The sequence below is a fragment of the Aminobacter ciceronei genome (assembly GCF_014138625.1).
GTDB lineage: Bacteria > Pseudomonadota > Alphaproteobacteria > Rhizobiales > Rhizobiaceae > Aminobacter > Aminobacter ciceronei.
Window position 1 is genome coordinate 164,000 of sequence record NZ_JACJHY010000005.1, and the last position, 25,732, is coordinate 189,731.

Annotated in this window: 26 protein-coding genes; 16 read left to right on the forward strand and 10 right to left on the reverse strand. The window is 64.2% G+C overall.

Translation table 11 applies throughout. The features are described from left to right. The first annotated feature begins 66 nt into the window (after positions 1-66). The 6 genes from HNQ95_RS07610 (at position 67) to HNQ95_RS07635 (ending at position 6,341) form a co-directional block, all read left to right on the forward strand. A complete protein-coding gene (locus HNQ95_RS07610) occupies positions 67-1,209 on the forward strand; it encodes an ABC transporter substrate-binding protein (protein WP_182573788.1) in 1,143 nt (380 codons plus the stop codon). Positions 1,210-1,297: 88 nt separating this feature from the next. Further along, positions 1,298-2,104, forward strand: coding sequence for an HAD family hydrolase (locus HNQ95_RS07615; RefSeq protein WP_182573819.1), 807 nt, complete (start codon positions 1,298-1,300; stop codon positions 2,102-2,104). Next, positions 2,101-2,955, forward strand: coding sequence for an inositol monophosphatase family protein (locus HNQ95_RS07620; protein ID WP_182573789.1), 855 nt, complete (start codon positions 2,101-2,103; stop codon positions 2,953-2,955). Before HNQ95_RS07615 ends, HNQ95_RS07620 begins: the two co-directional genes overlap by 4 nt. Positions 2,956-3,097: 142 nt before the next feature. Further along, positions 3,098-3,916, forward strand: coding sequence for an inositol monophosphatase family protein (locus tag HNQ95_RS07625; RefSeq protein ID WP_182573790.1), 819 nt, complete (start codon positions 3,098-3,100; stop codon positions 3,914-3,916). Between the two features lie 35 nt (positions 3,917-3,951). Next, positions 3,952-4,584 (forward strand): dual specificity protein phosphatase family protein, encoded by a 633-nt coding sequence (locus HNQ95_RS07630; protein ID WP_182573791.1) that lies wholly within the window; start codon positions 3,952-3,954, stop codon positions 4,582-4,584. A 29-nt stretch (positions 4,585-4,613) separates the two neighbouring features. Continuing rightward, the gene (locus tag HNQ95_RS07635) at positions 4,614-6,341 is read left to right on the forward strand and encodes a metallophosphoesterase family protein (protein WP_182573792.1); all 1,728 of its coding nucleotides are present in this window, start codon (positions 4,614-4,616) and stop codon (positions 6,339-6,341) included. On the opposite strand, the gene HNQ95_RS07640 is transcribed toward HNQ95_RS07635, so the two are convergent. Continuing rightward, complete coding sequence (locus HNQ95_RS07640; protein ID WP_182573793.1) at positions 6,299-7,318, reverse strand: LacI family DNA-binding transcriptional regulator; 1,020 nt, start codon at positions 7,316-7,318, stop codon at positions 6,299-6,301. The two genes, HNQ95_RS07635 and HNQ95_RS07640, sit on opposite strands and share 43 nt — an antisense overlap. A 153-nt stretch (positions 7,319-7,471) precedes the next feature. Further along, positions 7,472-7,951, reverse strand: a complete 480-nt coding sequence (locus HNQ95_RS07645; protein WP_154385658.1) for an NUDIX hydrolase — start codon at positions 7,949-7,951, stop codon at positions 7,472-7,474. Between the two features lie 196 nt (positions 7,952-8,147). Here HNQ95_RS07645 and HNQ95_RS07650 point away from each other — a divergent pair, with 196 nt between their 5' ends. The 3 genes from HNQ95_RS07650 to HNQ95_RS07660 are packed head-to-tail and all read left to right on the forward strand — an operon-like array spanning position 8,148 to position 12,502. Next, positions 8,148-9,173, forward strand: a complete 1,026-nt coding sequence (locus tag HNQ95_RS07650; RefSeq protein WP_182573794.1) for an ABC transporter substrate-binding protein — start codon at positions 8,148-8,150, stop codon at positions 9,171-9,173. A gap of 3 nt (positions 9,174-9,176) precedes the next feature. Continuing rightward, on the forward strand, positions 9,177-11,432 hold the full coding sequence (locus HNQ95_RS07655) for an ABC transporter permease (protein WP_154385656.1): 2,256 nt from the start codon (positions 9,177-9,179) through the stop codon (positions 11,430-11,432). Continuing rightward, positions 11,432-12,502 (forward strand): ABC transporter ATP-binding protein, encoded by a 1,071-nt coding sequence (locus HNQ95_RS07660; RefSeq protein ID WP_182573795.1) that lies wholly within the window; start codon positions 11,432-11,434, stop codon positions 12,500-12,502. The genes HNQ95_RS07655 and HNQ95_RS07660 overlap by 1 nt, the downstream gene beginning before the upstream one ends. A gap of 94 nt (positions 12,503-12,596) precedes the next feature. On the opposite strand, the gene HNQ95_RS07665 is transcribed toward HNQ95_RS07660, so the two are convergent. The 8 genes from HNQ95_RS07665 to HNQ95_RS07700 form a co-directional block, all read right to left on the reverse strand. Beyond that, positions 12,597-13,034 carry a YqaA family protein gene (locus tag HNQ95_RS07665; RefSeq protein ID WP_182573796.1) on the reverse strand — a complete coding sequence of 146 codons (438 nt, stop codon included), beginning with the start codon at positions 13,032-13,034 and terminating at the stop codon, positions 12,597-12,599. 10 nt (positions 13,035-13,044) lie between these two features. Continuing rightward, complete coding sequence (gene cueR / locus HNQ95_RS07670) at positions 13,045-13,440, reverse strand: Cu(I)-responsive transcriptional regulator (protein ID WP_154385653.1); 396 nt, start codon at positions 13,438-13,440, stop codon at positions 13,045-13,047. Between the two features lie 166 nt (positions 13,441-13,606). Then, positions 13,607-15,169, reverse strand: coding sequence for a multicopper oxidase family protein (locus HNQ95_RS07675; RefSeq protein WP_182573797.1), 1,563 nt, complete (start codon positions 15,167-15,169; stop codon positions 13,607-13,609). Positions 15,170-15,240: 71 nt separating this feature from the next. After that, on the reverse strand, positions 15,241-15,675 hold the full coding sequence (locus HNQ95_RS07680; protein ID WP_154385651.1) for a hypothetical protein: 435 nt from the start codon (positions 15,673-15,675) through the stop codon (positions 15,241-15,243). Positions 15,676-15,716: 41 nt separating this feature from the next. Further along, positions 15,717-16,730, reverse strand: a complete 1,014-nt coding sequence (locus HNQ95_RS07685) for a 2Fe-2S iron-sulfur cluster-binding protein (RefSeq protein WP_182573798.1) — start codon at positions 16,728-16,730, stop codon at positions 15,717-15,719. A 2-nt stretch (positions 16,731-16,732) separates the two neighbouring features. Next, positions 16,733-16,996: a glutaredoxin family protein gene (locus HNQ95_RS07690; protein ID WP_182573799.1), complete on the reverse strand. Its 264-nt coding sequence runs from the start codon at positions 16,994-16,996 to the stop codon at positions 16,733-16,735. A 109-nt stretch (positions 16,997-17,105) separates the two neighbouring features. Beyond that, positions 17,106-19,628: a heavy metal translocating P-type ATPase gene (locus HNQ95_RS07695; protein WP_182573800.1), complete on the reverse strand. Its 2,523-nt coding sequence runs from the start codon at positions 19,626-19,628 to the stop codon at positions 17,106-17,108. A gap of 63 nt (positions 19,629-19,691) precedes the next feature. Further along, positions 19,692-19,925 carry a hypothetical protein gene (locus HNQ95_RS07700; protein ID WP_182573801.1) on the reverse strand — a complete coding sequence of 78 codons (234 nt, stop codon included), beginning with the start codon at positions 19,923-19,925 and terminating at the stop codon, positions 19,692-19,694. On the opposite strand from HNQ95_RS07700, the gene HNQ95_RS07705 reads away from it, so the two are divergent. The 7 genes from HNQ95_RS07705 (at position 19,900) to HNQ95_RS07735 (ending at position 25,387) form a co-directional block, all read left to right on the forward strand. Next, positions 19,900-20,097: a heavy-metal-associated domain-containing protein gene (locus tag HNQ95_RS07705; protein WP_067957421.1), complete on the forward strand. Its 198-nt coding sequence runs from the start codon at positions 19,900-19,902 to the stop codon at positions 20,095-20,097. The two genes, HNQ95_RS07700 and HNQ95_RS07705, sit on opposite strands and share 26 nt — an antisense overlap. 239 nt (positions 20,098-20,336) lie before the next feature. Further along, positions 20,337-21,182 carry a cytochrome c oxidase subunit II gene (locus tag HNQ95_RS07710; protein WP_182573802.1) on the forward strand — a complete coding sequence of 282 codons (846 nt, stop codon included), beginning with the start codon at positions 20,337-20,339 and terminating at the stop codon, positions 21,180-21,182. Positions 21,183-21,252: 70 nt separating this feature from the next. Beyond that, a complete protein-coding gene (gene ctaD / locus HNQ95_RS07715) occupies positions 21,253-23,025 on the forward strand; it encodes a cytochrome c oxidase subunit I (protein WP_182573803.1) in 1,773 nt (590 codons plus the stop codon). After that, a complete protein-coding gene (locus tag HNQ95_RS07720) occupies positions 23,022-23,726 on the forward strand; it encodes a cytochrome c oxidase subunit 3 (RefSeq protein ID WP_154385644.1) in 705 nt (234 codons plus the stop codon). The genes ctaD and HNQ95_RS07720 overlap by 4 nt, the downstream gene beginning before the upstream one ends. 12 nt (positions 23,727-23,738) lie before the next feature. Beyond that, positions 23,739-24,461, forward strand: coding sequence for a heme-copper oxidase subunit III family protein (locus tag HNQ95_RS07725; RefSeq protein ID WP_154385643.1), 723 nt, complete (start codon positions 23,739-23,741; stop codon positions 24,459-24,461). A gap of 9 nt (positions 24,462-24,470) precedes the next feature. Next, entirely contained in the window at positions 24,471-24,851 is a 381-nt protein-coding gene (locus HNQ95_RS07730) for a cytochrome C oxidase subunit IV family protein (RefSeq protein ID WP_154385642.1), read from the forward strand. Between the two features lie 140 nt (positions 24,852-24,991). Next, the gene (locus HNQ95_RS07735) at positions 24,992-25,387 is read left to right on the forward strand and encodes a c-type cytochrome (protein WP_067957437.1); all 396 of its coding nucleotides are present in this window, start codon (positions 24,992-24,994) and stop codon (positions 25,385-25,387) included. The last annotated feature ends 345 nt before the right edge of the window (positions 25,388-25,732 follow it).

Consider the following 25,732-nt stretch of genomic DNA (forward strand, 5'->3'; position numbering starts at 1 on the left):
GCTTGCGATTGTCGCGCCCGGCACTGACGCCGGGCGCGTTTCAGCCGGATTTTTGGGGAGGAAACGATGAAACCGGCATTTGGAACGAGCAGGAAAGTTGCACTGGCAACGACGGCGCTGGCCGGGCTGATGACGGCCATGGTGATGGCGTCGGCTCCGGCGCGCGCGGAAACCTTTGACCTCAACGCGCTGGTCGAGGCGGCGAAGAAGGAAGCGCCGATCAACATCTATGACAGCACCGGCAAGATCGTCGAAATGGCCGAGAACTTCACCGCCAAATACGGCGTGAAGGCAACCGGCATCAAGGTGTCGGCGAGCGCGCAGCTCGAGATGATCGTGCGCGAGGGCCAGGCCAAGAACGTCAAGGGCGACGTGGTGCTGATTACCGACGCGCCGGCCGGCCTGGCGCAGTTGCTGCCGCAGAAATTTGTCGAGAGCTACCTGCCGCCTGACATGGCCGACAAGATCCCGGTCAAGTTCCAGAACCCGCTGGCGATCACCACCAATGCCGCTGTCTGGGCCTACAACACCGAGGCCTACGATGCCTGCCCGGTGAAGAACATCTGGGAGCTCACCGATCCCACGTGGAAAGGCAAGGTCGCCTTCTACGATCCGCTGTCGAAGGGCACCTATCCCGACTGGTTCAACCAGACTGCGACGCATGACGACGACAAGATGAAGGCTGCCTACAAGGCGCATTTCGGCAAGGATATCGAGGTCGGCGAAGACAGTGCGACGGCTGCCTGGGTCAAGGGCTTTGCCGGCAATTCGCCGCTGCTTGCGGATGCCGACGACGCGATCTCCGAAGCTGTCGGCGCGCCCGGCCAGAAGGAACCGTTCTTTGGGCTGATGAGCTCGGCCAAGTTCCGCGACAATGCCGACAAGGGTTTCAAGCTCGGGCTCTGCGAAGGGCTCGATCCCTGGCCGGGCTGGACCTATGTCAAGCTCGGACTGATCGCCACCGGCACCAAGAGCCCGAACGCGGCCAAGCTGTTCATCCACTACATCCTGACCGCGGAGGGCATCGCGCCGCAGGTGAAGGACGGCAAGCTGCCGACCAACCCCGACATCGGCCTGCCTGCCAACGAGCCGTCGGGCATCGGCAAGGTGCTGGACAAGCTGCAGCAATACGACGCCTCGACCGCACTCGAAGATTGGGACGCGCGCCAGGATTGGCAGGACCTCTGGCGCGTCGCCTACAAGAAATAGTTTCCCGGTGGGCTAGGGACGGGGCCCTTCTCCTTCGGCTCCGTCCCGCTTTTTTCCGCTTTCATCGGGAACAACTGGAGACGTGATGATGTCTGACAATTCGGGGCGAAAACTCGCGCCACCCAGGGCATTGCTGCTCGACTTTGGCGGCGTGATCGTATCGACGACGCACCTGCCCGGCTGGCGGGAGCGGCTGGCCTTGCATGTGCATGGCCTGCTCGTCCAGGCCGGCGCGCAGGCGTCGGCACTTTCGGTCGAGCAGATCACCGCCGACATCAAGGCCGGCGGCATCGCCGACTCGCACTGGAAGGATGCGATGTCGCGACCACTTGCGCCGCGCGAGCTGCGCCACGAGGAATTCTGGGGCGACTTCGTCGCCGGCGACTGGCCGCAGCAGGCGCGGGATATCGTCGTGGCCGAGGCCTACGACCTCTGCCGCAAGATGGGCAACTGGAAGAGCGAGCGTGTCTTGCGCACCGGTATGCTCGACCTGCTCGACGCGGCAGATGGCGCAGGCGTGCCGGTCGGCATCGTCAGCAACGCGCTGTGCGGCCAAGTGCATATCGATTTCCTCGACGCGCATGGCCTCACCGCGCGCTTCGCCGCCATCGTCCACAGCGACGAGGTCAAGCTGCGCAAGCCCAATCCGGAGATGATCTGGCTGGCGACGCGGGCGCTCGGTGTCGAAGCAGGCGAGGCCTGGTATGTCGGCGACAATTTCGACCGCGACGTGCTGTGCGGCAAACGCGCCGGCATCGGCGGCAACATCCTGATGGAAGCCAAAGGTACATACGACCTGCCTTATGACCTCAAGCTCAAGCCGGATGCCATCGTGGCGGATCCTGTCGGGCTGCTCGGCCTGTTCCGCGAAGCCGGGCGCGGGATCGCGGCATGACGAGCATCGAAGAGTCGAAGCGCCTGCGGACGGTTGCCGAACAGGCGGCGCAGCTGATGCGCGCCCCGCTGCTGGCGGCATTTCGCTCCAACATGGCGGTCGACTACAAGGTCGATCTGCATGACGTGGTGACCCAATACGACAAGGAAGCGGAAGTGGCGATCCGCGCCTTCATCCTGGCCGAGGTGCCCGGTTCCGTGGTGATAGGCGAGGAGGCCGGCGAAAGCGGTGCCGGCCGGGTGCGCTGGTATGTCGATCCGATCGACGGCACCTCCAACTTCGCCCGTGGCTTTGCCTTCTGGTGTGTGTCGGTCGGCGTGGCGATCGAAGGGCAGGTCGTTGCCGGCGCGGTTTATGACCCCGTCGCCGACAAGCTGTTTTCAGCCGATCTGACTGGCGCCTGGCTGAATGGCGAGCCACTGCGCTCGTGCGCCATATCTGACGAGCGACATGCGACGCTGATCACGGGCTATCCCGTGGCGCGCGACTTCCGGCGCGACGGGCAAGAGCAGACGCTGGCCAATTTCGCCGAACTGGTCGAGACGTTTTCGACGTTGCGGCGGCCGGGCAGCGGCGCGCTCAGCCTCTGCCATGTCGCTGCCGGCTGGGTCGATGCGTCAGCCGGCTTCGGCTCCAATCCCTGGGACGTGGCGGCAGCGGTGCTGATCCTCACACAGGCCGGCGGCAGCTATCACCCGCTGACCCTTGGCAAGGTCGATGCCGGCGTGCCCGCCTTCATGTGTCCCGGTTATGTCGCACTCGGTGAAGGTGCCGACTATCCGACGTTGATGCGGGTGGCGCGGCGCATCTCCGACGAACGCGATGCAGCCCGTGCGCGAGACGCCGCATGATCGTTGGAACGCGTGTGCATCGATGTCAGATCACGGGCTTTCTGCGCTTCTGTCGACTGCAGAAATATTATCCAACTTAATGCGTTGACGATTTTGCACAGCTGTGCAATCTGACGTCAACCACACCACAGGCGGCATAGAAATGACGGTTCACGCAACAGCCACCACTGCAGAAACCGGCCTCGACCGGCGTGCAGCATTCTGCCGCGACATTGCGCGTTCGGCGGGCGCGGTGGCGCTCGACGGGTTCACCAATCGCGTGGCCGGTTTCGACATGAAGGGGCCGCAGGATTTCCTGACCGAGACGGACGCGGCTGTGGAGCGGCACCTCAAGGCGCGTATCGCCGAAGAATTCCCCGAGGACGGTTTCCTCGGCGAGGAAGGCGGCGGGGCGATCAAGGCGGACATCTGGGTCGTCGACCCGATCGACGGCACGGCGAATTTCGCCCGCGACATTCCGCATTTCTGCATTTCGATCGCGTTCGTCAGCAATGGCGAGACCGAGATCGGCGCGATCTACAACCCGGTGTTGGACGAGTTGTATTTCGCCCGCCGCGGACATGGTGGCACCCGCAATGGCAAGCCGTTGTCAGTTGCCAAGACGCGCGATTTCGATGCTGCCTGCGTCGAGTTCGGCTGGTCGAATCGCAAGACCAACACGCGTTATCTCGACGTGCTCTCCAATATCCTCAAGCGCGGCGCCAACGTCCGTCGCGGCGCCTCGGGCGCGTTGGGGCTCGCCTATGTCGCCGATGGCCGCTCGGATGCCTATGCCGAGCTCCACATGCATGCCTGGGATTGCCTGGCGGGGCTGCTGATGGTCAGGGAGGCCGGAGGCGTCGTCGCGCCGTTCCTTTCGGTCGGCGGCTTGACCGAGGGCGGGGCCGTTCTGGCTGCGGCGCCCGGCGTGGCGCTCGGCATGAGCGAGGCGACAGGCATCGCGCTCGAGGCCGGCAAGTGAGAGTCCCAGATACCCTCAAGCGTCAAGGCCGCCAGATGGACAGCAACAGCCCGCGATATGAGCGCCCGGCGCTCAGCCTGATCGAGCGTGACATCGCCGGCTACGGCATCGACATCTATGTCGGCGGTATGGACGGCGCGGGCGACCTCGAACTGCTCAGGGAAAAGAACATCACCACGGTGGTGAACTGCGCCGTCAATCTCGACTTCAACTACGCCACCGAGCCGTTCGGCGAAGGGGAGGCGGCTGACGCGATCTACGGCATCGGCGCCGTGCGCTACTACAAGCTCGGCCTGATCGACGGCCACGGCAATCCCGAGACCATGATGTTGTCGGGCTTCTACCTGCTGCGCGGAGCGCTGAGCCAGGTGCTGCCTGACAAGGCCACCTACAAGCGTCGCGAAAAGGGCAATGTGCTGGTCAACTGCCGTGGCGGCCGCAGCCGCTCGGTGTCGCTGGTGGCGCTGTTCCTGCATGTCGAGATGCCGACCAAGTTCCCGACGCTGGATGCAGCGCTCGACCATGTGCGCACCCGGCGTGATTTGCGCCGCGACGAATGGCATGAAGCGCCCAAGCCGATGCTGGTCGAGGCCGCACGCAAGGCAGCGCAATGGATCGCCATGATTGACAAGGGCTTTCCTGCGCCGGCCCTGGCCTCCAAGGACTGACGGCGCGCTCGTTTTGCTGTGAGACTGACATGAAGATTGCCGTCATCGCCGACCCGCATTTCCACGACATCGACAATCGCCAGAGCGTGGGGCGTGGGGACAGGGTGGCGTTGCGGACGCTTGCCGACACCAATGCCTCGACGCGGGTGTTCAACGAAAGCTTCCATGCCACGCACGCACTGCTCGACGACATAGTCAGGCGCGGCATCTCGCTTGTCATCATCGCCGGCGACCTGACCGATGACGGCCAGCAGTCGACGATGGCCGCGGCGACGGCGCTGCTTGCCGAGTATTCCAGGCGCTTCGGCCTGCGCTTCGTGGCGACGCCCGGCAATCACGATCTCTATGCGATCCACGGCCGCCACCAGAGCAAGCGCTTCCTCAACCCGGACGGATCGCACATGCTGGTGACGAGCGATCCCTTGGCGGAGCAGGGCGGCTCGGTCGAGCGCATCGTCTCGGACGACATGTATTGCGGCGGGTATGGCGCAGCTATCCCGGCACTGGGTGATCTCGGCTTCTTCAGGCGCGACGGCGACCTTCATTGGGAATGCCCGTTCGGCACCGACGACAGGCTGGAGGCGCGGACCTTCGAGATCGTGTCCGGGGATGGGCAGACGATGCGGCGGATGATTGACGCCTCGTTCCTCGTCGAACCGGTCGAGGGGCTGTGGCTCTTGTCCATTGACGCCAATGTCTTCGAGCCGAAGAACGGCGACCTCGATCCGACGCTGGAGAAGAGCTACCACGACAGCACGGACGCCGGCTGGAACGCGATGCCGCGCAACAAAGGTTTTGTCCTCGACTGGATGAAGGACGTTGCTGCGCGCGCCGAAGCGTTGGGCAAACGGCTGGTCGCCTTCTCGCACTACCCTGTTATCGACCCGCTCAACGGTACCTGGGCGGACGAGGCGAGGCTGCTCAACGACACCAGTTTCCTGCGCCGCACGCCGCGGGCGGAGGTGTCGAAGGCGGCAGCTGCCACAGGCATCAACGTGCATTTCAGCGGCCACCTGCACATCAACGACACCGCCGTCTTCCGCGACGGCGACGACTGGCTGGTCAACATCGCCGTGCCGTCGATGGTCGGCTTTCCACCGGCCTACAAGGTCGTGGAGATATCCGGCGAAAGACTTGAGGTCGAGACGGTGGTCGTCAGCGACGTGCCGTCATATGACACTGCCTTTGCCCTCTATCGTGTAGAGGCGGAGCAGGAGGGAACGTCGGCTGCCGTGACCGAAGCGACCGGCCATGCCGATTTCCTCTGCCGGCATCTCGCCGAGATGGTCAGGCATCGTTACCTGCCCAAGGAGTGGCCGCAGGACCTGGCTGCGCTCGTGCCGCAGCTTTGCCTCGGCGACCTGGAGATGCTGGCGGGGACCGTGGCGCCGCTGACTCCGAAAGATCTACCCTCGGTCGTTGCTTCGGTGTCCAGAACCGGACCGACGAAGCTGCAGGACTTGCCGTTCTTTGAGATGATCGTCGACTGGTACAGGCTGCGCAAGGGCCGCGAGCTGGCGCTCGACTTCATCGAGCCCGCGCGCATCGCGGTCTATCGTCATCTCGCCGCGCGTTTCGCCGCCGGCGCCTGGCCGGCGGGAAGCCTTCAGGACAGGCTGGCATCGTTCATGCGGATGCTGAGCGACTGGCTGGCCAGTGCCCCGTCACGCGACTTTTCCGTCGACCTCGCCACTGGCGAGGTGATGCCAAGGGATCATTTGGGCCGTACGGTCCGGCGCCAGACCGGGTCGGCGTGAAAGCTGACGCTGCCGCCACGCTGGCGCAGCGGATCCTCGCCGTCGAGCAGCATGGTGATGTGATCGGCCACCTGCACGATCGGTTGGCGGAAGGTGGTCAGCTGGTATGACGCCCAGCCTGCCTGCTCGATGTCGTCGAAACCGACGACGCAGAGTTCCTCCGGCACATTCATGCCGAACTCGACGCGTGCCGCATCCATGAAACCGCAGGCCAAAAGGTCGGTGACGCAGAAGGCGGCGTCCGGCCGGTGCGAGCCGCTGAGCAGAAGTCGTCCGGCCTCGAAACCTGCGCCGTAGCCGGTGGGGCCGGCGCGCGTGATGGTAACATCCAGCCCCGCTTCACCAGCGGCCGTCTCGAAGGCGCGCTCGCGCGCCACCAGGCTCGGCGTTCCGGCCTGCGACGACACCACAGCAATGCGCCGGCTGCCGGCACGGTGCAGCATGTGGAAGGCCTCGCGGGCGGCCGCCGCATTGTCGACGCTGATGTTTTCCGGCCCGTCGAGATGATCGTCGCGGTTGATCAGGATGACATGTTGGCCGCTGTTGAGGCAGGTGTTGATCAACGATGTCGGGGGCGTGCCCGACAGGACGACCGTCGCGTTGGCGCGGTAGTTCAGCGTCTGGCGCAGCGCTGCTTCGACGCTGTCTGTGTCGCCAGAGGTGTTGATGACCATGGCGACGCGGTTGATCGCCTGCAGGCGCCGGGTGATCGCGTCGATCAGGCGCGAATGGTAGGGCGTGTTGATGTCGGCGCCGATGAGGCAGACGATGCCGCTGTCCTCATGGATCAGGCTGCGGGCGAGGTGATTGACGTGGTAGCCGAGCGTTTCGGCGGCCTCGAGCACCTTCTTGCGCGTGGTTTCGGAGACGCTGGCGCCGTCGGTGAAGGTGCGGGACACGGCCGAGCGTGAAACGCCGGCCAATTCGGCGACCTGCTGTGCGCTTACGAATGACCTGCCCGGCTTGAGTTCGGACATCGGCGGCTCCAGTTTGGGTCGGTCGTCGACCGCATTGGGCTGCTTGCACAAATGTGCAAGGACTGATCCCCTGATACAATCGGATCGGGCAGTCTGCAATCCTGGAGCCCGGAATCTTGCAATGTCGGCGAGCCGAAATCCCGCCGCCCGCTGTCAGGCAGCGACGGGCTCGGGCTGGAGGAGATCGGCGAGCGTGAGATTGCGGATCAGGGTCGACAGCTCGGGCTCGTCGATGAGCACGGCCGCGTCGGTTGGCGTCAGCCAGGCGCGTTGGCGGGCACCCGCTTCCTGCCAGGCTTCAAGTTCCTCGGTCACCTCGATAAGATAGGCCGTGACCACGACGTGGACGAAGCTGGTCGACAGCCGCTTCCAGTAGCAATAGCTGCCAGCGGGCTTTTTCAGGGCTTTGCCGCGCACGCCGGCCTCTTCGCGCGCCTCGATCAGCGCGGCCTGGCGCCCGCTCTTGCCCTTCATCGGCCAGCCTTTGGGGACGATGAAACGGCGCGTGCCGCGCGACGTCACAAGCATGACCTGAAGCTCGCCGCCCTCGTTCACGCGGAACGGGATAGCAGCGACCTGGGCAATGCGCTCGCCCTTGCTCGCCTTGCGGATGGTCTTCTTGTCCTTCGGCATTTTCGCCCGTTCATTCCTTTGTCGGTATGAAGCACTGTCGGCTTCGATTGTATCGCCTCGGCCCGTTAGGGTTCATGACGCTCAAGATAGTGCAATGAACACGATTGCAAAATGCGCAAAAAGCACTCACTCTGCAAGTGACCAAAGCGACAACAGATCGTTAGACGGCGAATAATTGTGTGGAGGGAATCGAGATATGAAAACTGCCCTTTTGCGTTCGGCCGCGCTGGCCGGGTTGATGATGGCCGGCGGCGCGTCGGCGCATGCTGAAAGCCTGACGCTCTATTGCAGCGCCGACGAGGCCTGGTGCCAGCAGATCAAGACCGGCTTCGAGGAAAAGACCGGCATCACCGTCGATATGACCCGCAAGAGCTCGGGCGAGACCTATGCCCAGGTGCGCGCCGAAGCGAGCAACCCCAAGGGCGACGTGTGGTGGGGCGGCACCGGCGACCCGCATCTGCAGGCAGCCGAGGAAAACCTGACCGAGGAATATGTCTCGCCGATGCGCGGCGAGTTGCACGACTGGGCGATCAAGCAGGCCGAGGCGGCCGGCAACAAGACGATCGGCGTCTACTCTGGCGCGCTTGGCTTCGGTTACAACAAGGACTTGCTCGCCAAGAACGGCTTGCCTGAGCCGAAGTGCTGGGCCGATCTGACCAAGCCCGAATTCAAGGGCCAGATCCAGATCGCCAACCCGAATTCGTCGGGCACCGCCTACACGACGCTGGCGACGATGGTGCAGCTGATGGGCGAGGATAAGGGCTTCGAGTTTATGAAAGCCCTGCACAAGAACGTCAACCAGTACACCAAGTCGGGCTCGGCGCCGATCAAGGCCGCCGGCCTCGGCGAGACCACCGTCGGCATCGTGTTCATGCATGATGCGGTGGCGCAGACGGCCGCTGGCTTCCCGATCGTGACGGTCGCCCCCTGCGAGGGCACCGGCTACGAGATCGGCTCGATGTCGATCATCAAGGGCGCGCGCAATGCTGAGGCGGCCAAGAAGTTCTACGACTGGGCGCTGTCCGCCGACATGCAGGGCAAGGCCAAGGACGTGAAGTCGTTCCAGCTGCCGTCGAACAAGGCGGCGACCGTCTCCGAGCTGACGCCTGATCTCTCGACGATCAAGCTGATCGACTACGACTTCAAGAAGTACGGCTCCAGCGAGGAGCGCAAGCGGCTGCTTGGCAAATGGGACATGGAGGTCTCCTCGCTGCCGCAATAATCCATGCGCTCCCGCGACGTAAGCGGCCGCCTGCATCCGACCGTCGTCCTCTGGACGGTGGTCGGATTGCTCGGCTTTGCCGTGCTGCCCTGGTATGGCGTCGAAGACGGGTTCTTCGGCTTTTCCTGGCTGTTCGAGGGTTATCCGCTCGACAGCGAGTTCGCACCGGTGCTGATCCTCAACCTCAAGGGTGAGAAGCTGTGGCTGGCGCCGCTCGGTCTGCTCCTGGCCGCGCCGCTGTTCTTGTGGGGGCGGACGAAATCCGATCCGATCTTCGGCAAGCTGCTGGTTGCGGTCGGTGCCGCGGGTTTTGCCTGGCTGCTGTTCCAGGGTTTCGCCATCGGCTTGCGGGGCTGGCAGTTCGGCTGGCTCGAAGGACTGTTCGGCGAGCTTGGCGATCGCCAGTTCGGCATGGGTTATGGCGCGCTGCTGGTCGGCCTCGCCTTCCTGTTCCTGTTTTCCGTCGGTCTTGCCGCGCGCGGCGCCGTCGGCGGCGACGTCTTCGTCGTCTCGACAATCGCTTTCGTGGTGGCGGCGGTCGGCCTTTTCATCTTCATGCCGATTCTGCAGATGCTGGCCAATGCGCTGGTCACCGAGGACGGCGGCTATTCGGTCACCACCTTCCTCGGAAAGCTGTTCAGTCCGCGGCTTTGGAGCCTCGACTGCCTGGCCGGCGGCAGCCGCTGCGGCGTCGCCTGGAACTCGCTGTTCCTCGCGGTGCTCGTCGGGGTGCTGACGACGGTGCTCGGCCTCGTCTTTGCGCTGATGGTGACCCGCACCGGCTTCCGCCATGGCAAGCTGCTGCGCGCACTGACGGTGCTGCCGATCATCACGCCGCCCTTCGTCATCGGCCTCGCCATCATCCTGCTCTTCGGCCTATCCGGTGCTGTCACGCAGACCTTTTCGGAGCTGTTTGGCATCCAGCCGACGCGCTGGATCTATGGCCTGCCGGGCCTGTTGATCGCGCAGCTGCTCGCCTTCACACCGATCGCCTTCCTGGTGCTTATCGGCGTCGTCGAAGGCGTCAGCCCGTCAATGGAGGAGGCGGCACAGACGCTGCGCGCCAATCGCTGGCAGACCTTCTGGACGGTGTCGCTGCCGCTGATGCGACCGGGCCTCGCCAATGCCTTCCTGCTCGGCTTCATCGAGAGCATGGCCGACTTCGGCAACCCGCTTGTGCTGGGCGGCAATTTCGACGTGCTGTCGACGGAAATCTTCTTCGCCATCGTCGGCGCGCAGAATGACGAGGCGCAGGCAGCGGTGCTCGCCATCGTGCTGCTCGTCTTCACGCTGCTTGCCTTTTACGCCCAGCGTTTCTGGCTCGGCAAGAAGTCGTATACGACGATGTCCGGAAAGGGCGATGCTGGCGTTCATCCGCAGCTGCCCGCGGGCCTCAAGCGCGCCGTCTACGCCACGGCTGGCTTCTGGGTCGCCTTCACCATCTTCGTCTACGCCACCATCTTCTACGGCAGCTTCGTCAAGCTGTGGGGCGTCGATCACAGCCTGACCTTCGCCCATTATGTGAAGGCATTCGCGGTGGGCTGGAACGAGTTCGGCATCCACTGGAAGGGCTCGGCCTGGAGCTCGTTCTGGACGACTTTGCAGATCGCCTTGATCTCGTCGCCGCTGACGGCGGCCGTCGGCCTGCTCACCGCCTATCTTCTGGTGCGGCAGAATTTTGCCGGCAAGAACGCTTTCGAGTTCGGCACCATGCTGTCCTTTGCCATTCCGGGCACCGTCATCGGTGTGAGCTATGTCATCGCCTTCAACGTGCCGCCGATCGAGCTGACCGGCACCGGCATCATCCTCGTTCTGTCCTTCATCTTCCGCAACATGCCGGTCGGCGTGCGGGCAGGGGTGGCGTCGATGTCGCAGATCGACAAGAGCCTGGACGAGTCATCGCTGACGCTGGGCGCCAATTCGTGGCAGACCTTCCGCAAGGTGGTGCTGCCGCTGCTCCGGCCGGCGATCGTCGCAGCACTCGTCTATTCCTTCGTGCGCGCCATGACGGCGATCAGCGCCATCATCTTCCTGGTCAGCGCCCGCTACGACATGTCGACGAGCTACATCGTCGGCCGTGTCGAAAACAACGAGTACGGTATCGCGATCGCCTATTCGGCGGTGCTGATCGGCGTCATGCTGGCGGTGGTCGGGCTGATGCAGCTGCTTGTCGGTCGCCGCAACATCGGTCGCCGTGGCCATGAACTCTCGCAGTCGCGCACCAATGTGAGCCAACCGGCATTTTCGGGAGGGAGCTGATGATCAAGAGCAACGCCGCTTCGGTGGAGTTTCGCGCGGTCACCAAGGTCTACGGCAAGAGCCCGGCGCCGGCGGTCAACGACGTGTCTTTGTTTGTCGAGGCAGGCAAACTGGTGACGCTGCTCGGCCCGTCCGGCTGCGGCAAGACGACGACTTTGCGCATGATCGCGGGGCTGGAAATGGCGACGCGCGGACAAATCCTTATCGGCGGGACCGACGTTACGCATCTGCCGGCGACCGACCGCGACGTGTCGATGGTGTTCCAGTCCTATGCACTGTTTCCGCATATGACGGTCAATGAGAACGTCGAATACGGGCTGAAATTCTCCGGCTTCGCCAAGCGGGAAATCGGCGATCGTGCCCGCGCCGGGCTCGAACTCGTCGGCCTCGGGGGGTATGGCAACCGTCTGCCGAGCGAGCTGTCCGGCGGCCAGCAGCAGCGCGTCGCCGTGGCGCGGGCGCTTGTGCTGGAGCCGCAGGTGCTGCTGTTCGACGAGCCACTGTCCAATCTTGATGCCAAGCTCAGGCGCCGGGTACGCGAGGAAATCCGCGACATCCAGACCAAGCTCGGCCTGACGGTAGTCTACGTCACGCATGACCAGGAGGAGGCCTTGGCCGTCTCCGACCGCATCATCGTCATGAACAATGCCGTCATCGCCCAGGACGGCACGCCGCGCGAACTCTACGACGCGCCGGCGGATGCCTTCGTCGCCGACTTCATCGGCGAGGCCAACATCTTCGATTGCGATATCGCCTCGGTAGAAGGTGAGCTTGCCACTGTGCGGCTAGGCGGTTTCGAAACGCAGCTCGACGCGCGCGGCATGCGGCCGGGGCCGGCGAAGCTGGCGGTGCGGCCAAGCCGGATCCAGATCCGGGCGGTGGGCGCGCCGAGCACCATTCCCGGGAGGCTCGGTAAGGTGACCTATGTCGGCTCCGACCTCGAGTTCATGATCGGCACCGAGTTCGGCGAGGTCTTTGCCGTGTCGCCCGACGTCGATGCGCCGTTCGTGCCGGGGCAGGACGTTGGCGTGGGGTTCGCCGCACGGGGGCCGGTGTTGATCAGGGCCTGAGGTTGCCTGTTGCACCGAAGCGCTTCGCTTGAACACAGTTGCCATGCCGTGACCAAGACGCTTGCCTCAGGAGACCAGTCCAGACGGGTTGGTCTCAGATGAAACTCTGCGCTGCCGCCGCCACTGCGAGGTAGCGCAGCAGCTTGGCGGCCCCGACCAACCCCAGAAAACTCCACAACGGCTCTTTCAGCATGCCGGCGATCAAGGTCAGCGGGTCGCCGATAACAGGCACCCAGGAGAGCAGCAGCGACCAGCGGCCGTAGCGGTGGTACCAGGCCTCGGCGCGGGCGAGAGCGCCCGGACTGGCGGGAAACCAGCGGCGGTCCTTGAAGCGCTCGACCTGGCGGCCGAGCAACCAGTTGACGAGCGAACCGAGCACGTTGCCGAGGGTGGCGACGGCGATCAGCAGGGCGAGCGAGTAGCCGCCATTGACGACCAGCCCGGCGAGCAGGGCTTCGGACTGGGCGGGCAAAAGCGTCGCGGCGGCGAAGGCCGCGACGAAGAGGCCGCCATAGGCGGCGAGGCTGGTCATCGAAAGCCGGCTACTGGGTGACGCGGCCGGACAGGCCGTCGATGATCGGGCAGTCCGGGCGGCTGTCGCCATGGCAGTTATGCACGAGGTGGCGCAGCGTGTTGCGCAGCTCGGTCAGCTCGGCGAGCTTGCGGTCGATCTCGGTAAGCTTGGTCTCGGCAAGGGCCTTGACGTCAGCACTTTCGCGCTCCTTGTCGCCATAAAGCGACAACAGCTGGCGGCATTCCTCGACCGAAAAGCCGAGGCTGCGCGAGCGCTGCAGGAAACGCAGGCGGTGCACGTCCGACATCGAATAATCGCGATAGCCGTTGTCGGCGCGGTCGGGGCGCAACAGGCCGATGTCCTCGTAATAACGGATGGTCTTGGCCGGCAGACCCGACTTTTCCGAAGCGGTACCAATGTTCATCTGTCACTCCTTGCGCATCCTGGAGCGGCCTTGTGCGTCCATCCGGATGCACGGCGCTCGAGAGCGAGTTGTTGTCATATAAAGCTTCCAGTAACTGGAAGTTCAAGGGGCTGGCGAAATCGTGATGGGCCGGGGCAGCTGATGCCGCCCCGGCACACTTTCAGGTTCAGTCGGCGTAGGCCATCGACGTCATCATGCCGCCAACCATGTGGTAGAGATGGTGGCAATGCAGCGCCCATTTGCCGGCATTGTCGGCGTCGAAGGCGATGGTCACCATGCCCATGTTGGCCGGCACCAGCACCGTGTCACGCACCGCGCCGGCAAAACGCTTGCCGTTGACAGCGACCACCTGGAAATGGTGGCCGTGCAGATGCATCGGGTGCGACATCGTGGTGTGGTTCATGAAGGTCAGCTCGAAGCGGTCGCCGCTCGCCACCGCCAGCGGCTTGTCCTGGCCGTGCATGGCGCCATCGAGCGTCCAGACATAGTTGGGGCCTTCGCCGAGCATCATCGTGTGCTTGCGAGTTGCTGCCTTCTCGGACAGCGGCTTGGTGGCACGCAGCCTTTGCTCAAGCTCGACGCCCACGGCGGGGAAATCCTCGTCGGCCATGTCGGCAAGCTTGCCGACCGACGCGCCCTTGGCGGCGAGCACGACACCGGTGCGCATGCGGCCACCTTCCTGCACGGCGAAGACCGGCCAGGCAGAGGCTTCCTTCGGCAGTTCGAGTAGGATGTCGAGTCGCTGGGCGACGGCGAACTCGAAGCGCGTGCCTTCAACCGGTTCGACCGGCATGCCGTCGACCGCAATGAGTTTGCCCTGGAGCTTGTCGAGGTCGAGCCACATGTTGGTCGAGGCGGCGCCGTTGATGAGGCGCAGCCTGACACGTCCGCCTGGCTCGACGGAGAATATTTCCGGGTTGTCGAGGGTGCGATCGTTGGCCAGAAGCGCGTCGTACTGCACGTCCTGCAGGTGGGACATGCCGCCCATCTGGCCGCCCATCTGGCCGGCCGCCTGGCCACTCATCTGCATGGCGCCCATCGCGCCGTGGTCCATCGTGTCGTGGCTTGTCTGGCCGCTGGGCATCGCCGTGCCGGACATGTTGTGGCCCTCGTGGCCGCCGCCGGCTGCCGGCGCGGGTGCGGGAGCAGGCGCCATGGCGCTCATGTCGTGGCCGCCCGCCTTGAGTTCGGCGAGGATCTCCTGCGGGTCGCGGAAGGTGAAGTCGTGGAACAGAACCACCACCTCCTGCACGTCCTGGCCTGCTTCGTCAGGGTCGCGAACGATCAGCGGAGCTGCGAGCATCAACTGCTCCTGAAGGCCGAAATGTGAATGCATCCAGAAGGTGCCAGGGCGGGCGAGGGGGAAGTCGTAGTCGTGGCTGCCGCCGTCGGGGATCGGCTCCTGCGAGATGCCGGCGACGCCGTCCTGCTGCCATGGCGGGGTGAGGCCGTGCCAATGGATGACGGTCGGCTCGCCGATGAGGTTCTTCAACCGGACGCGGAAGTTTTCGCCGGCATTCATGACGATGCCGGAAGAGCCGTCGGCTTGATGAAGGCCGAAGACATTGGCGGCCTTGCCCTTGACCTCGATGACGCGCTTGCCGGCGGTGATGACCTTGTGGCCGTCGGCACGGGCCGGGCGGACCGGCATGAGCAGGGACGGGACTGCGGCAGCACAAAGCGTTGCCGCTGATGCCGCGAGGAAGCCGCGGCGCGAAAGGGTGTTCATTTCATTGTCTCCAGAACTGATGTCTCCCGGCACGGGAATGTGCCGGGGCGTGCGCGTCCAAACGCGTCAGTTCAGGAGAGGGACGGTGGCCGGAGATGCGGCGAGGCGATCGATCCGTGGAGCGGTTCGGTCCTGGCCGGAGCCGGCGAAATGCCTGTCAGGTCGGGGAAGGCCGTCGCCATAGGCAACGGCGCGCAATAGCTGCACGAGACGAGGCACTGCGCCAGGCATGCCTTCTCGTCCTGCGTGAGGTCGCCACAGCAGGCAATGTCAGCCTTGGCATGATGCGATACGCTCTGGGCAGCATGTGGCTGATGCTGGCTGCCGCCCTGATGCGCGGAAGCTGCCTGGCCTAGCGCGAGGACAAACAGCAGCGCCAGCGGCAACATCAGCCGCAGGATCTTGAACGCCTTGGCCCTGCCGTCGTCCATGACGGCAATGCGCGCGCCAATCTGCCCGCGCCGGTTGGCGAGGAAAGGGCGGGTTGTGTCTGCGATGTGCCGCATGGATTGCATATCCTATCAATGGGGATTGCACCCCTGCAAGGTCAAGCGCCGTTGTTGTCGCTGCCCTCGGGGGTGAAGAAGACGTCGGCGTGAATGTCGAAGGCATGCACCCCAAGCGCTCCAAGTGCCGCCAAACAGGAATCGACCATCGCAGGCGGTCCGGCGACATAGGCCTTGGCGCCGTTGAGGTCGCTGTGGTCCTGTGCCAGCGCATCGGCGACGAAGCCGTTACGCCAGCCATCGGATGCGGTCTGGGACAGCACCGGCATGAAGCTCAGGTTGCGAAACTGTCTTTCCAGCGCACGGAAATGCTCGACCAGATAGAGGTCACGCTCGGCGCGGACGCCGAAATAGACATGGATCGGCTGGGCCATGCCCTGATGCAGTGCCGTCTCGACGATCGACTTGATCGGCGCAAGGCCGCTGCCGCCGGCAAGGGCGACGATCGGGCCTGAATGCACCTCGCGGAGATAGGCGGAACCGGCCGGGCCATCTATCTGGACGGTGTCGCCCGCAGCAAGCGAAGCGTGGATCCGGCCGCTGGTCAGGCCGCCCGGCACGGCCCTGACATGCAGCTCGACAAGCTCCTCGTTCGGCCGGCTGGCCATCGAATAGTTGCGCGCCGGTGCACCCGGCACCGCCAGCGACAGATATTGGCCGGCGGCGAAGCGGAAGCTTGTACGATCGGCGAGCGCGAGGCGGATCGAAAGGATGTCGTGCGTCATGCGCTCGATGGCGACCACCTCGGCCTTCTGTGCCTCTGCCGGCTGAGCAGCGAAGGCTTCGGCCAGCCATTCGACGACGACGTCGTCGCTCGGCACTGCACGGCAGGCAAGGATGAAGCCGTCGGCGCGGTCCTGTTCGGAGAGCGCGAAGGGCGAGTGTTTGCCGAGCTCGACATGGCCTGAGACCAGACGCGACTTGCAGGCGCCACAGCGGCCGGAACGGCAGCTGTGGGGGAAGGCGATGCCGGCATCGAGCGCTGCCTGCAGGATCGTCTTGCTATCGCCGACGGCAATGCGGCGGCCCTGTTGGGGAAGGGTCAGGAAGGTCATTGTCAGGCCGCCCGTGTCAGGTCGAGCAGTGCCTCGATCTCGGCGCGCTGGACGGCGAACGTGCCATAGAAGACATGCTTGCCGTCGATGATGGTGATGGGGGCGACGCGCACGCCGGTGCGGCGCTTGGCTTCGTCGGCGATTGCAGGATCGCGCAGGTCGCGCTCGACGAAGGGCAGTTGCTCAGCATTCAACCAGCGCTTCAGTGCCAGGCAATCGGGGCAGGTCGGCGTGGTGTAGATCTCGATCCAGGGAGCGTTCGGCATGGCGGCCTCGCGTGATGAAGATTGGGGAGGAGCGGCCTGCGTCATTGCGCGAGCGTGCCGTCCGGAAGGTTCCGGTTGCACGCGCCGCCAAGCAGGCCGCTGGACTGACTTATTCGGCCGGGACCAGCGACGGTGCGCCGGATACGGTGGTAGCACGGGCCGGAGCCTTGAAGCGCTTCAGCCGCATCGCGTTGCCCAGCACGAAGACGCTCGACATTGCCATCGCGCCCGCCGCCAGCATCGGCGACAGAAGCGTGCCGCTGACCGGGTAGAGCACGCCCGCCGCGACCGGGATGAGAGCGGCGTTGTAGGCGAACGCCCAGAACAGGTTCTGCCTGATGTTGGCAATCGTCGCCTTCGACAGGGCGATGGCGTTGGTCACGCCGAGCAAGTCGCCCGACATCAGCACCACGTCGGCGCTTTCGATCGCAACGTCGGTGCCGGTGCCGATGGCGATGCCGACATCGGCCTCGGCGAGCGCCGGCGCATCATTGATGCCGTCGCCGACAAAGGTCACTGCCCGGCCACCGGCACGCAGGCGCTTGACGGCGTCGACCTTGCCGTCGGGCAGAACCTCGGCGACGACCTCGTCGATGCCGAGCTGGGCGGCGATGGCTTCGGCCGTGCGACGGTTGTCGCCGGTGATCATCGCCACCTTCAAGCCCAAGTCGTGCAGGGCGCGGATCGCCTGCGGCGTCGTCGGTTTGATCGGGTCGGAGACCGCAATCACCGCAGCCAGCTTGCCGTCGACCGCCGCATAGAGCGGGGTCTTGGCCTTGAGCCCCATGCGGATCGCCGTCTCGGCGAAGCCCTGCACCGAGATGCCGAGCTTGGCCATGTAGCGGTCGGCGCCGACGGCGACGTTGTGGGTGCCGACGCTGGCGCTGACGCCGAAGCCGGGCACCGCCTCGAAGGAACCGACCTCGGCCAGAACAAGGCCTTCATCCTTGGCCGCTGCGACGATGGCTGCCGCAACCGGATGCTCCGACTGGGACTCGACGGCTGCCACCAGCGCCAGCACCTTGGTGCGGTTGAAACCTTGGGCGACGTCCAGATCGGTCATGACAGGCTTGCCGGCGGTCAGTGTACCGGTCTTGTCGAGCGCTACGACCTCGGTCGATTTCAGTGACTGCAGCGCCTCGCCGTTGCGGAACAGGACGCCGAGTTCGGCGGCGCGGCCGGTGCCGACCATGATCGAGGTCGGCGTGGCGAGACCCATGGCACAGGGGCAGGCGATGATCAGGACGGCAACGGCGTTGACCAGCGCGAAGGTGGCGGCCGGCTGGGGGCCGAAGACCAGCCAGACGAGGAAGGTCGCAGCCGCTGCCACCATCACGGCAGGCACGAACCAGGCGGTGACCTTGTCGACCATTGCCTGGATCGGCAGCTTCGAGCCCTGGGCCGTTTCGACCATGCGGATGATCTGGGCCAGCAGCGTGTCGGCACCGACCTTGGTGGCGCGGTAGGTGAAGCTGCCGGTCTTGTTGATCGTGCCGCCGACGACCTCCGCACCCTCGCCCTTGCTGACGGGAATGGGTTCGCCCGAAATCATCGATTCGTCGACGAAGGACGAGCCTGAAAGCACGATGCCGTCGACCGGAACCTTGTCGCCGGGACGCACCTGGACGACGTCGCCGAAGACAACCTCATCGAGCGGGACGTCGACGAAGCTGCCGTTGCGCTCGATACGCGCCGACTTCGCCTGGAGGCCCACAAGCCGCTTGATCGCCTCGGAGGTGCGGCCCTTGGCCTTGGCCTCGAGCACGCGACCGAGCAGGATCAGCGTGACGATGACGGCCGACGCTTCGTAATAGACGTTGGCGGTGCCCGCCGGCAGCAGGCCCGACGCAAAGGTGGCGACGACCGAATAGGCCCAAGCGGCGGTGGAGCCGAGCACGACCAGTGAATTCATGTCTGGTGCCAAGCGCAGCAGTGCCGGCACACCCTTCCTGTAGAAGCGCATGCCGGGACCGAACTGGACGATGGTCGCCAGCACGAAGAAGGCGATGTAGAGCTGCTGCTGGGGGACGTTCATCATCAACCAGTGGTGCAGCGCCGGGATGGCATGCCGGCCCATCTCCAGCACGAAGATCGGCAGGGTGAGGGTGGCGGCGACGGCGAAGTCGCGCTTGAGGTGGGAGAACTCGCGATTGCGCGCCTCTTCGCGGCTGTCGCTGCTGGCGGCCGCGAGCGACGCGCCGGTCCGGCGCGGCTCGTAGCCGGCCTTGCGGATGGCGGCGTCGATGACCGAGCGGGTGGTGCCGCCCAGCGTCTCGATGGTGGCGCGTTCGGTGGCAAGATTGACTGAAGCCGTCGTCACGCCGGGCACTGCGGCGATGGCCTTTTCGACCCGACGCACGCAGGAGGCACAGGTCATGCCCTCGATCTCGACTGCGATCGTCTCGGCCGGCACGTCGTAGCCGGCATTGCGGATCGCGGCGATGACGCCGTCGGAATTGACGTCGGCGTCGAAGCTCACATCGGCGCTTTCGGTGGCGAGGTTGACCGATGCCGTGACGACGCCGGGGACAGCCGCAATCGCCTTCTCGACGCGGCGCACGCAGGACGCGCAGGTCATGCCCTCGATCGGGAAGCTTTGTCTTGTCGTTGCCAGGTTCAAGGGAGCGTTCATCGGTGCGGACCTCTAGTTAATCACTTTCGGCCCAGAGGTCTAAGGGTTCCAGCGTTGGGAAGGTCAATAGAGCTTTTTGCGATTATCGTCGATTTGGTCAACATGCTGAAAATACTGAACTTTCCTGATGGAGAGTGCCGGATCTTCCGGGTTTTCGCGCAATCCCAAGCTGGTAACATATCCGTGATCGACAGATCGATTGACCTTCCTGTAGCTGGAAACACCAGATTGCAGGAACGGCGCGATGCCGGCCCAACCAAGGATTTCTTGAATGCTGAAGATGAATGTTCCCGACATGACCTGCGGTCATTGCGCCGGCATGGTGACCAAGGCCGTGCAGAGCGTGGACGCTGCCGCCCGCATCGACATCGACCTGAAGGCGCAAACCGTTTCGATCGAAACCGCGGCGGATGCCGCCAAGGTTGCCCAGGCGCTCGACGCCGCCGGCTATCCGGCCCAGGCTGTCTGAAACCTGCCTTCCGGAAGGGCGGCGCGACCCGGGGGCGGTGCGCCGCCCGCTTGGTTTGACTTCGCCTTCGACAGCACAAACCTTGCCGCGCAAGAGTTTCCGCAGCCACAAGTGGCCGCGCGAACATGACGCAACCTGCAACCGCCCTCGTCCCCTAGTATTTCCGCGCCAAATCAAGCTATGATGCGGCTGGCCTTCCTCAAGGGACAGCGTCCCCTGGAATGCCGGGAGGACAGAGGATGGCCATAGCGCTCGTACTCGTTCTTGTTGTCATTGGCTCGGTGCTGTTCCACGTGCTGAGCCCTTGGTGGTGGACGCCGATAGCCTCCAACTGGGGCTACATCGACAGCACTCTCGTTGCGACCTTCTGGATCACCGGCGCCGTCTTCTCGGCGGTCGTTCTGTTCATGGCCTATTGCGTCTATCGCTTCCGCCACAAGGAAGGGCAGAAGGCCGCCTACGAGCCTGAAAGCAAGAAGCTCGAATCCTGGCTGACAGCGATCACCGCCATTGGCGTGGCGGCGATGTTGGCGCCTGGTCTCTATGTCTGGAAGCAATTCGTCACCGTGCCCAAGGATGCGACCGAGGTCGAGGTCGTTGCCCAGCAATGGCAGTGGAGCTTCCGGCTGCCCGGCGCCGACGGCAAGCTCGGCACCTCCAATGCCCGCCTTGTCAGCTCCGACAATCCGCTCGGCATCAATCCCGACGACCCGAACGGCAAGGACGACGTCGTGGTCGAGGCCGCCGACCTGCATCTGCCGATCGACAAGCCAGTCAAGATGCTGTTGCGATCTATCGACGTGCTGCATGATTTCTACGTGCCCGAATTCCGCGCCAAGATGGATATGGTGCCGGGCATGGTCACCTATTTCTGGTTTACCCCGACACGGACGGGAACCTTCGAGGTGCTGTGCGCGGAACTCTGCGGCACCGGGCACGGCTTCATGCGCGGCATAGTCATGGTCGACACCGCGCAGGACTACACGACATGGCTGCAGCAGCAGTCGACCTTTGCCCAGTTGAGCGGCCCCGCCAAGGTTGGCGTGCTGGTCGACCGGGGCAAAGTCACGGCCAGCATGGAATAGGAGACACGGCGCGACCGCTCGAAGGCGGCCTCACCGCGAAAGCAGAGGCATAGAGCAACAGGGTGCACGCATGGTCGATGTCACGCCGCATGGAGCAGACCTCATCCCGCCGGCCGAAGTGGGCGAGATGGAGCTCTACCATCCGCACAGCTGGTGGACGAAGTACGTCTTCGCGCAGGACGCCAAGGTCATTGCGATCCAGTATTCGGGTACGGCACTGGCCATCGGGCTCGTCGCGCTGGTGCTGTCCTGGCTGATGCGGCTGCAGCTCGGTTTTCCCGGCACCTTCGATTTCATCACGCCCGAGGCCTATTATCAGTTCATGACCATGCACGGCATGATCATGGTCATCTACCTGCTAACCGCGCTGTTCCTCGGCGGCTTCGGCAATTACCTGATCCCGCTGATGGTCGGCGCCAGGGACATGGTATTTCCCTACGTCAACATGCTGAGCTACTGGATCTACCTGCTCGCCGTGCTGGTGCTGGTGGCAAGCTTCTTTGCGCCGGGCGGGCCGACCGGCGCCGGCTGGACGCTCTACCCGCCGCAGGCGATCTTGTCTGGCACGCCGGGCGGCACGGGACCGGGCATCATCCTGATGCTGGTGTCTTTGATCCTGTTCATCATCGGCTTCACCATGGGTGGCCTCAACTATGTCGTGACCGTGCTGCAGGCGCGGACGCGCGGCATGACACTGATGCGGCTGCCGTTGACGGTGTGGGGCATCTTCACGGCGACCGTCATGGCGCTGCTGGCCTTTCCTGCGCTGTTCGTCGCCTGTGTGATGATGTTGTTCGACCGCGCCATCGGCTCGAGCTTCTTCATGCCGGCGATCGTCGAGATGGGCGAGCAGTCGCCGCACAATGGCGGCAGCCCGATCATGTTCCAGCACCTGTTCTGGTTCTTCGGCCACCCCGAGGTCTACATCGTGGCGCTGCCGGCCTTCGGCATCGTTTCCGACCTGATCAGCACGCACGCCCGCAAGAACATCTTCGGCTACCGCATGATGGTGTGGGCCATCGTCGGTATCGGCGCACTCAGCTTCGTGGTCTGGGCGCACCATATGTATGTCTCGGGCATGCACCCCTATTTCGGCTTCTTCTTCGCCACCACGACGCTGATCATCGCGGTGCCGACGGCGATCAAGGTCTACAACTGGGTGCTGACATTGTGGCGCGGCGACATCCACCTGACCATTCCGATGCTGTTTGCGCTCGCCTTCATCGTCACCTTCGTCAATGGCGGGCTGACCGGCCTGTTCCTCGGCAACGTCGTCGTCGACGTGCCGTTGTCGGACACAATGTTCGTGGTTGCCCACTTCCATATGGTGATGGGCGTGGCGCCGATCCTCGTGGTCTTCGGCGCGATCTATCACTGGTATCCCAAGATATCAGGCCGGATGCTCAACGAGTTCATGGGCCGGTTCCATTTCTGGGTCACCTTCATCGGCGCCTATCTGATCTTCTTTCCGATGCATTATGTCGGGCTAGTCGGCGTTCCCCGGCGTTATCCCGAGCTCGGCGACACCGCCTTCATCCCGCCGTCGGTTCACACGCTGAACGAGTTCATCACGGTTGCGGCACTCACCGTCGGCTTCGCCCAGCTGGTGTTCCTGTTCAACCTGTTCTGGAGCATCCGCCACGGCAAGAAGGCGGGTGACAATCCATGGCGGGCGACGACGCTGGAATGGCAGACCGCCGGCACGCCGCCGCCGCACGGCAATTTCGGCAAGGAGCTGCCGGTCGTCTATCGCTGGGCATATGACTACAGCGTGCCCGGCGCGCCCGAGGACTTCATCGCGCAGAACGACCCGCGCCCGTCGACGCAAGGCGGGCATGCATGAGCGCCATCCTGATCTTCCTGGGCCTGGTCACCGCGATTGCCGGCTGGTGGCTGGCGCGGCAGCGGCTGATGTCGAAGCCTTGGCTCGAGGTCGGTCCGATCGACGCCTTTCCCGAGACGGAAGCGCCGGTCATGCATCCGGCGAAGATCGGGCTCGGGGTCTTCCTCGCTGTCGTCGGCGCGATTTTCGCGCTTTTGATCAGCGCCTATTTCATGCGCATGGCCTATGCCGACTGGCAAGCGACGCCGATGCCGTGGCTTTTGTGGCTCAACACCGGCATGCTGGTGCTGGCGAGCGTGGCGTTGCAATGCGCGGTGGTAGCCGCGCACAAGGGCCAGCTCGACAATCTCAAGTTCGCGCTGCTGACCGGAGCGCTGACGTCGGTGGCATTTCTGGGCGGCCAGCTGCTGGCATGGCGCGATCTTGCCGCTGGCGGCTACTACGCCGCCGACAACCCGGCGGTCAGTTTCTTCTACCTGATCACCGCGATGCATGGCCTGCACATCATCGGCGGGCTCTTCGTACTTGGCCGGGCGAATGTCAGGGCATGGCGCGGCGACAAGCTTGCGCGGCTCGTGCTGACGACAGAGCTGTGCGCCATGTACTGGCACGCGCTGCTCGTCGTCTGGCTGGTGCTGTTTGCCGTACTGATGGGCTGGGCGGCCGACTTCATCGACATCTGCCGCAGATTGCTGAGCTAGGAGGACACGCCGATGGCCGAGACCTCGCTGGGACATGTCGACCACACCGCGCCGCGGCCGCCGGGCCTGCGCGGCTTCATCGCCGACTGGTCGTCGGACCAGCGCGCCTTCAAGGGCGTGTCCTGGGGGAAGGCGATGATGTGGATCTTCCTGCTCAGCGACACCTTCATCTTCGGCTGCTTCCTGCTGTCCTACATGACCGCGCGCATGTCGACGGTCGTGCCGTGGCCGAACCCGAGCGAGGTCTTCGCCCTGCATCTGTTCGGCCAGAACATCCCGCTGATCCTGATCGCGATCATGACCTTCGTGCTGATCTCGTCGTCCGGCACGATGGCGATGGCGGTCAATTTCGGCTACCGCCGCGACCGCAGGAAGACGGCGGTCCTGATGCTGTTGACCGCGCTACTTGGCGCCACCTTCGTCGGCATGCAGGCCTTCGAGTGGACCAAGCTGATCAGCGAGGGCGTGCGGCCATGGGAGAACCCGTGGGGTGCGGCACAGTTCGGCTCGACCTTCTTCATGATCACCGGCTTCCACGGCACCCACGTGACGATCGGCGTGATCTTCCTGCTGATCGTCGCGCGCAAGGTCTGGCGCGGCGATTACGAGACCGGCGAGCGGGGGTTCTTCACCAGCCGGCGCGGCCAGTATGAGAGCGTCGAGATCATGGGGCTCTACTGGCACTTCGTCGATCTGGTGTGGGTGTTCATTTTCGCGTTCTTCTATCTTTGGTGAGGTGAAGCGATGGCACAGGCAGAGGCGCAGGATCACGGGCTGCACGGACATGCGGCTCCCGCTCCGGCAATGGCGCATGCCGAAGGGCAACAGCACCCGATCAAGCTCTATCTGGTGGTCTGGGGCTGGCTGTTCATCCTCAGCGCCTGCTCTTACGCGGTCGATTATTTCGCCCTTCAGGGCATGCTGAGATGGAGCCTGATCCTGATCTTCATGATGCTGAAGGCGGGACTGATCGTTGCCGTGTTCATGCACATGGCCTGGGAGCGGCTTGCGCTGAGCTACGCCATCATCGTGCCGCCGCTGGTGATCCTGGTGTTCGTCGCAATCATGGTGATCGAATCCCGCTACACCGAAATCACCCGCGTGCTGTCCTTCGGCGCGGGATAAGCCACGTCCACCAGCCGCCCTTCCTTGCCGCGGCAGTTGCAACGGCAAGCTGCAACGGAATGGCGCATGGCGCGTTGCCTTGCGCCGGATTAGTATCGCGCCCGTTGGCGCAATGCGCCGGCCACAGTGAGGAGATAGCCATGAAACTGACGGCATGGGGCGCTCAAGCCCTTCTTGCAGCTTCGGTTCTAGCCACCAATCCGGTTCATGCGGCGGGCGATGCGGCCGCCGGGAAAAAGGTCTTCACCAAATGCATGGCCTGCCACGACATGGCGGTCGACAAGAACAAGATCGGCCCATCGCTGCATGGTGTCATCGGCCGCACGGCCGGCACGCTGCCGAGTTTTGAAGCCAAATATTCCGATGCGATGAAGCAGGCGGGCGCCGGCGGCCTAGTCTGGGACGAGGCCAACATCGCCGCCTACATGAAGATGCCGAAAGAAAAGGTCCCGGGCAACAAGATGGCTTTTGCCGGTCTCAAGGACGATACCGACATCGCCAATGTGATTGCATATATCGAAGAGATGTCGAAGTAGCCGCAAAACGGCAGCCGGATGCTCGCAGGCAGCTCGTGCCTCGCGAGCAGTTTCTGCAACATATGCACATTTATTGTGCGGCATCCTCCAAACGGGGGATGCCGCCGCTGCCCAAATGGTGTTCATGACTGGGCGGGCGCCCTAGCGCCCGGCGGATGCAAATGCATTTTCCGGGCGGCATTGCGGATGGCGGCGCTGCGATTGTAGACCCGGTCTATATTGCAGGTTTGCGTTTTAAATATCTAGCTATTGGTGCCTCTTTGCGGGGGGAAATTGCGGCATTCCTTGGGAGACCACGGAAGCCGCACCATTTCCTTAGGCACGGGCCTGTTCAGACCAGTTGCG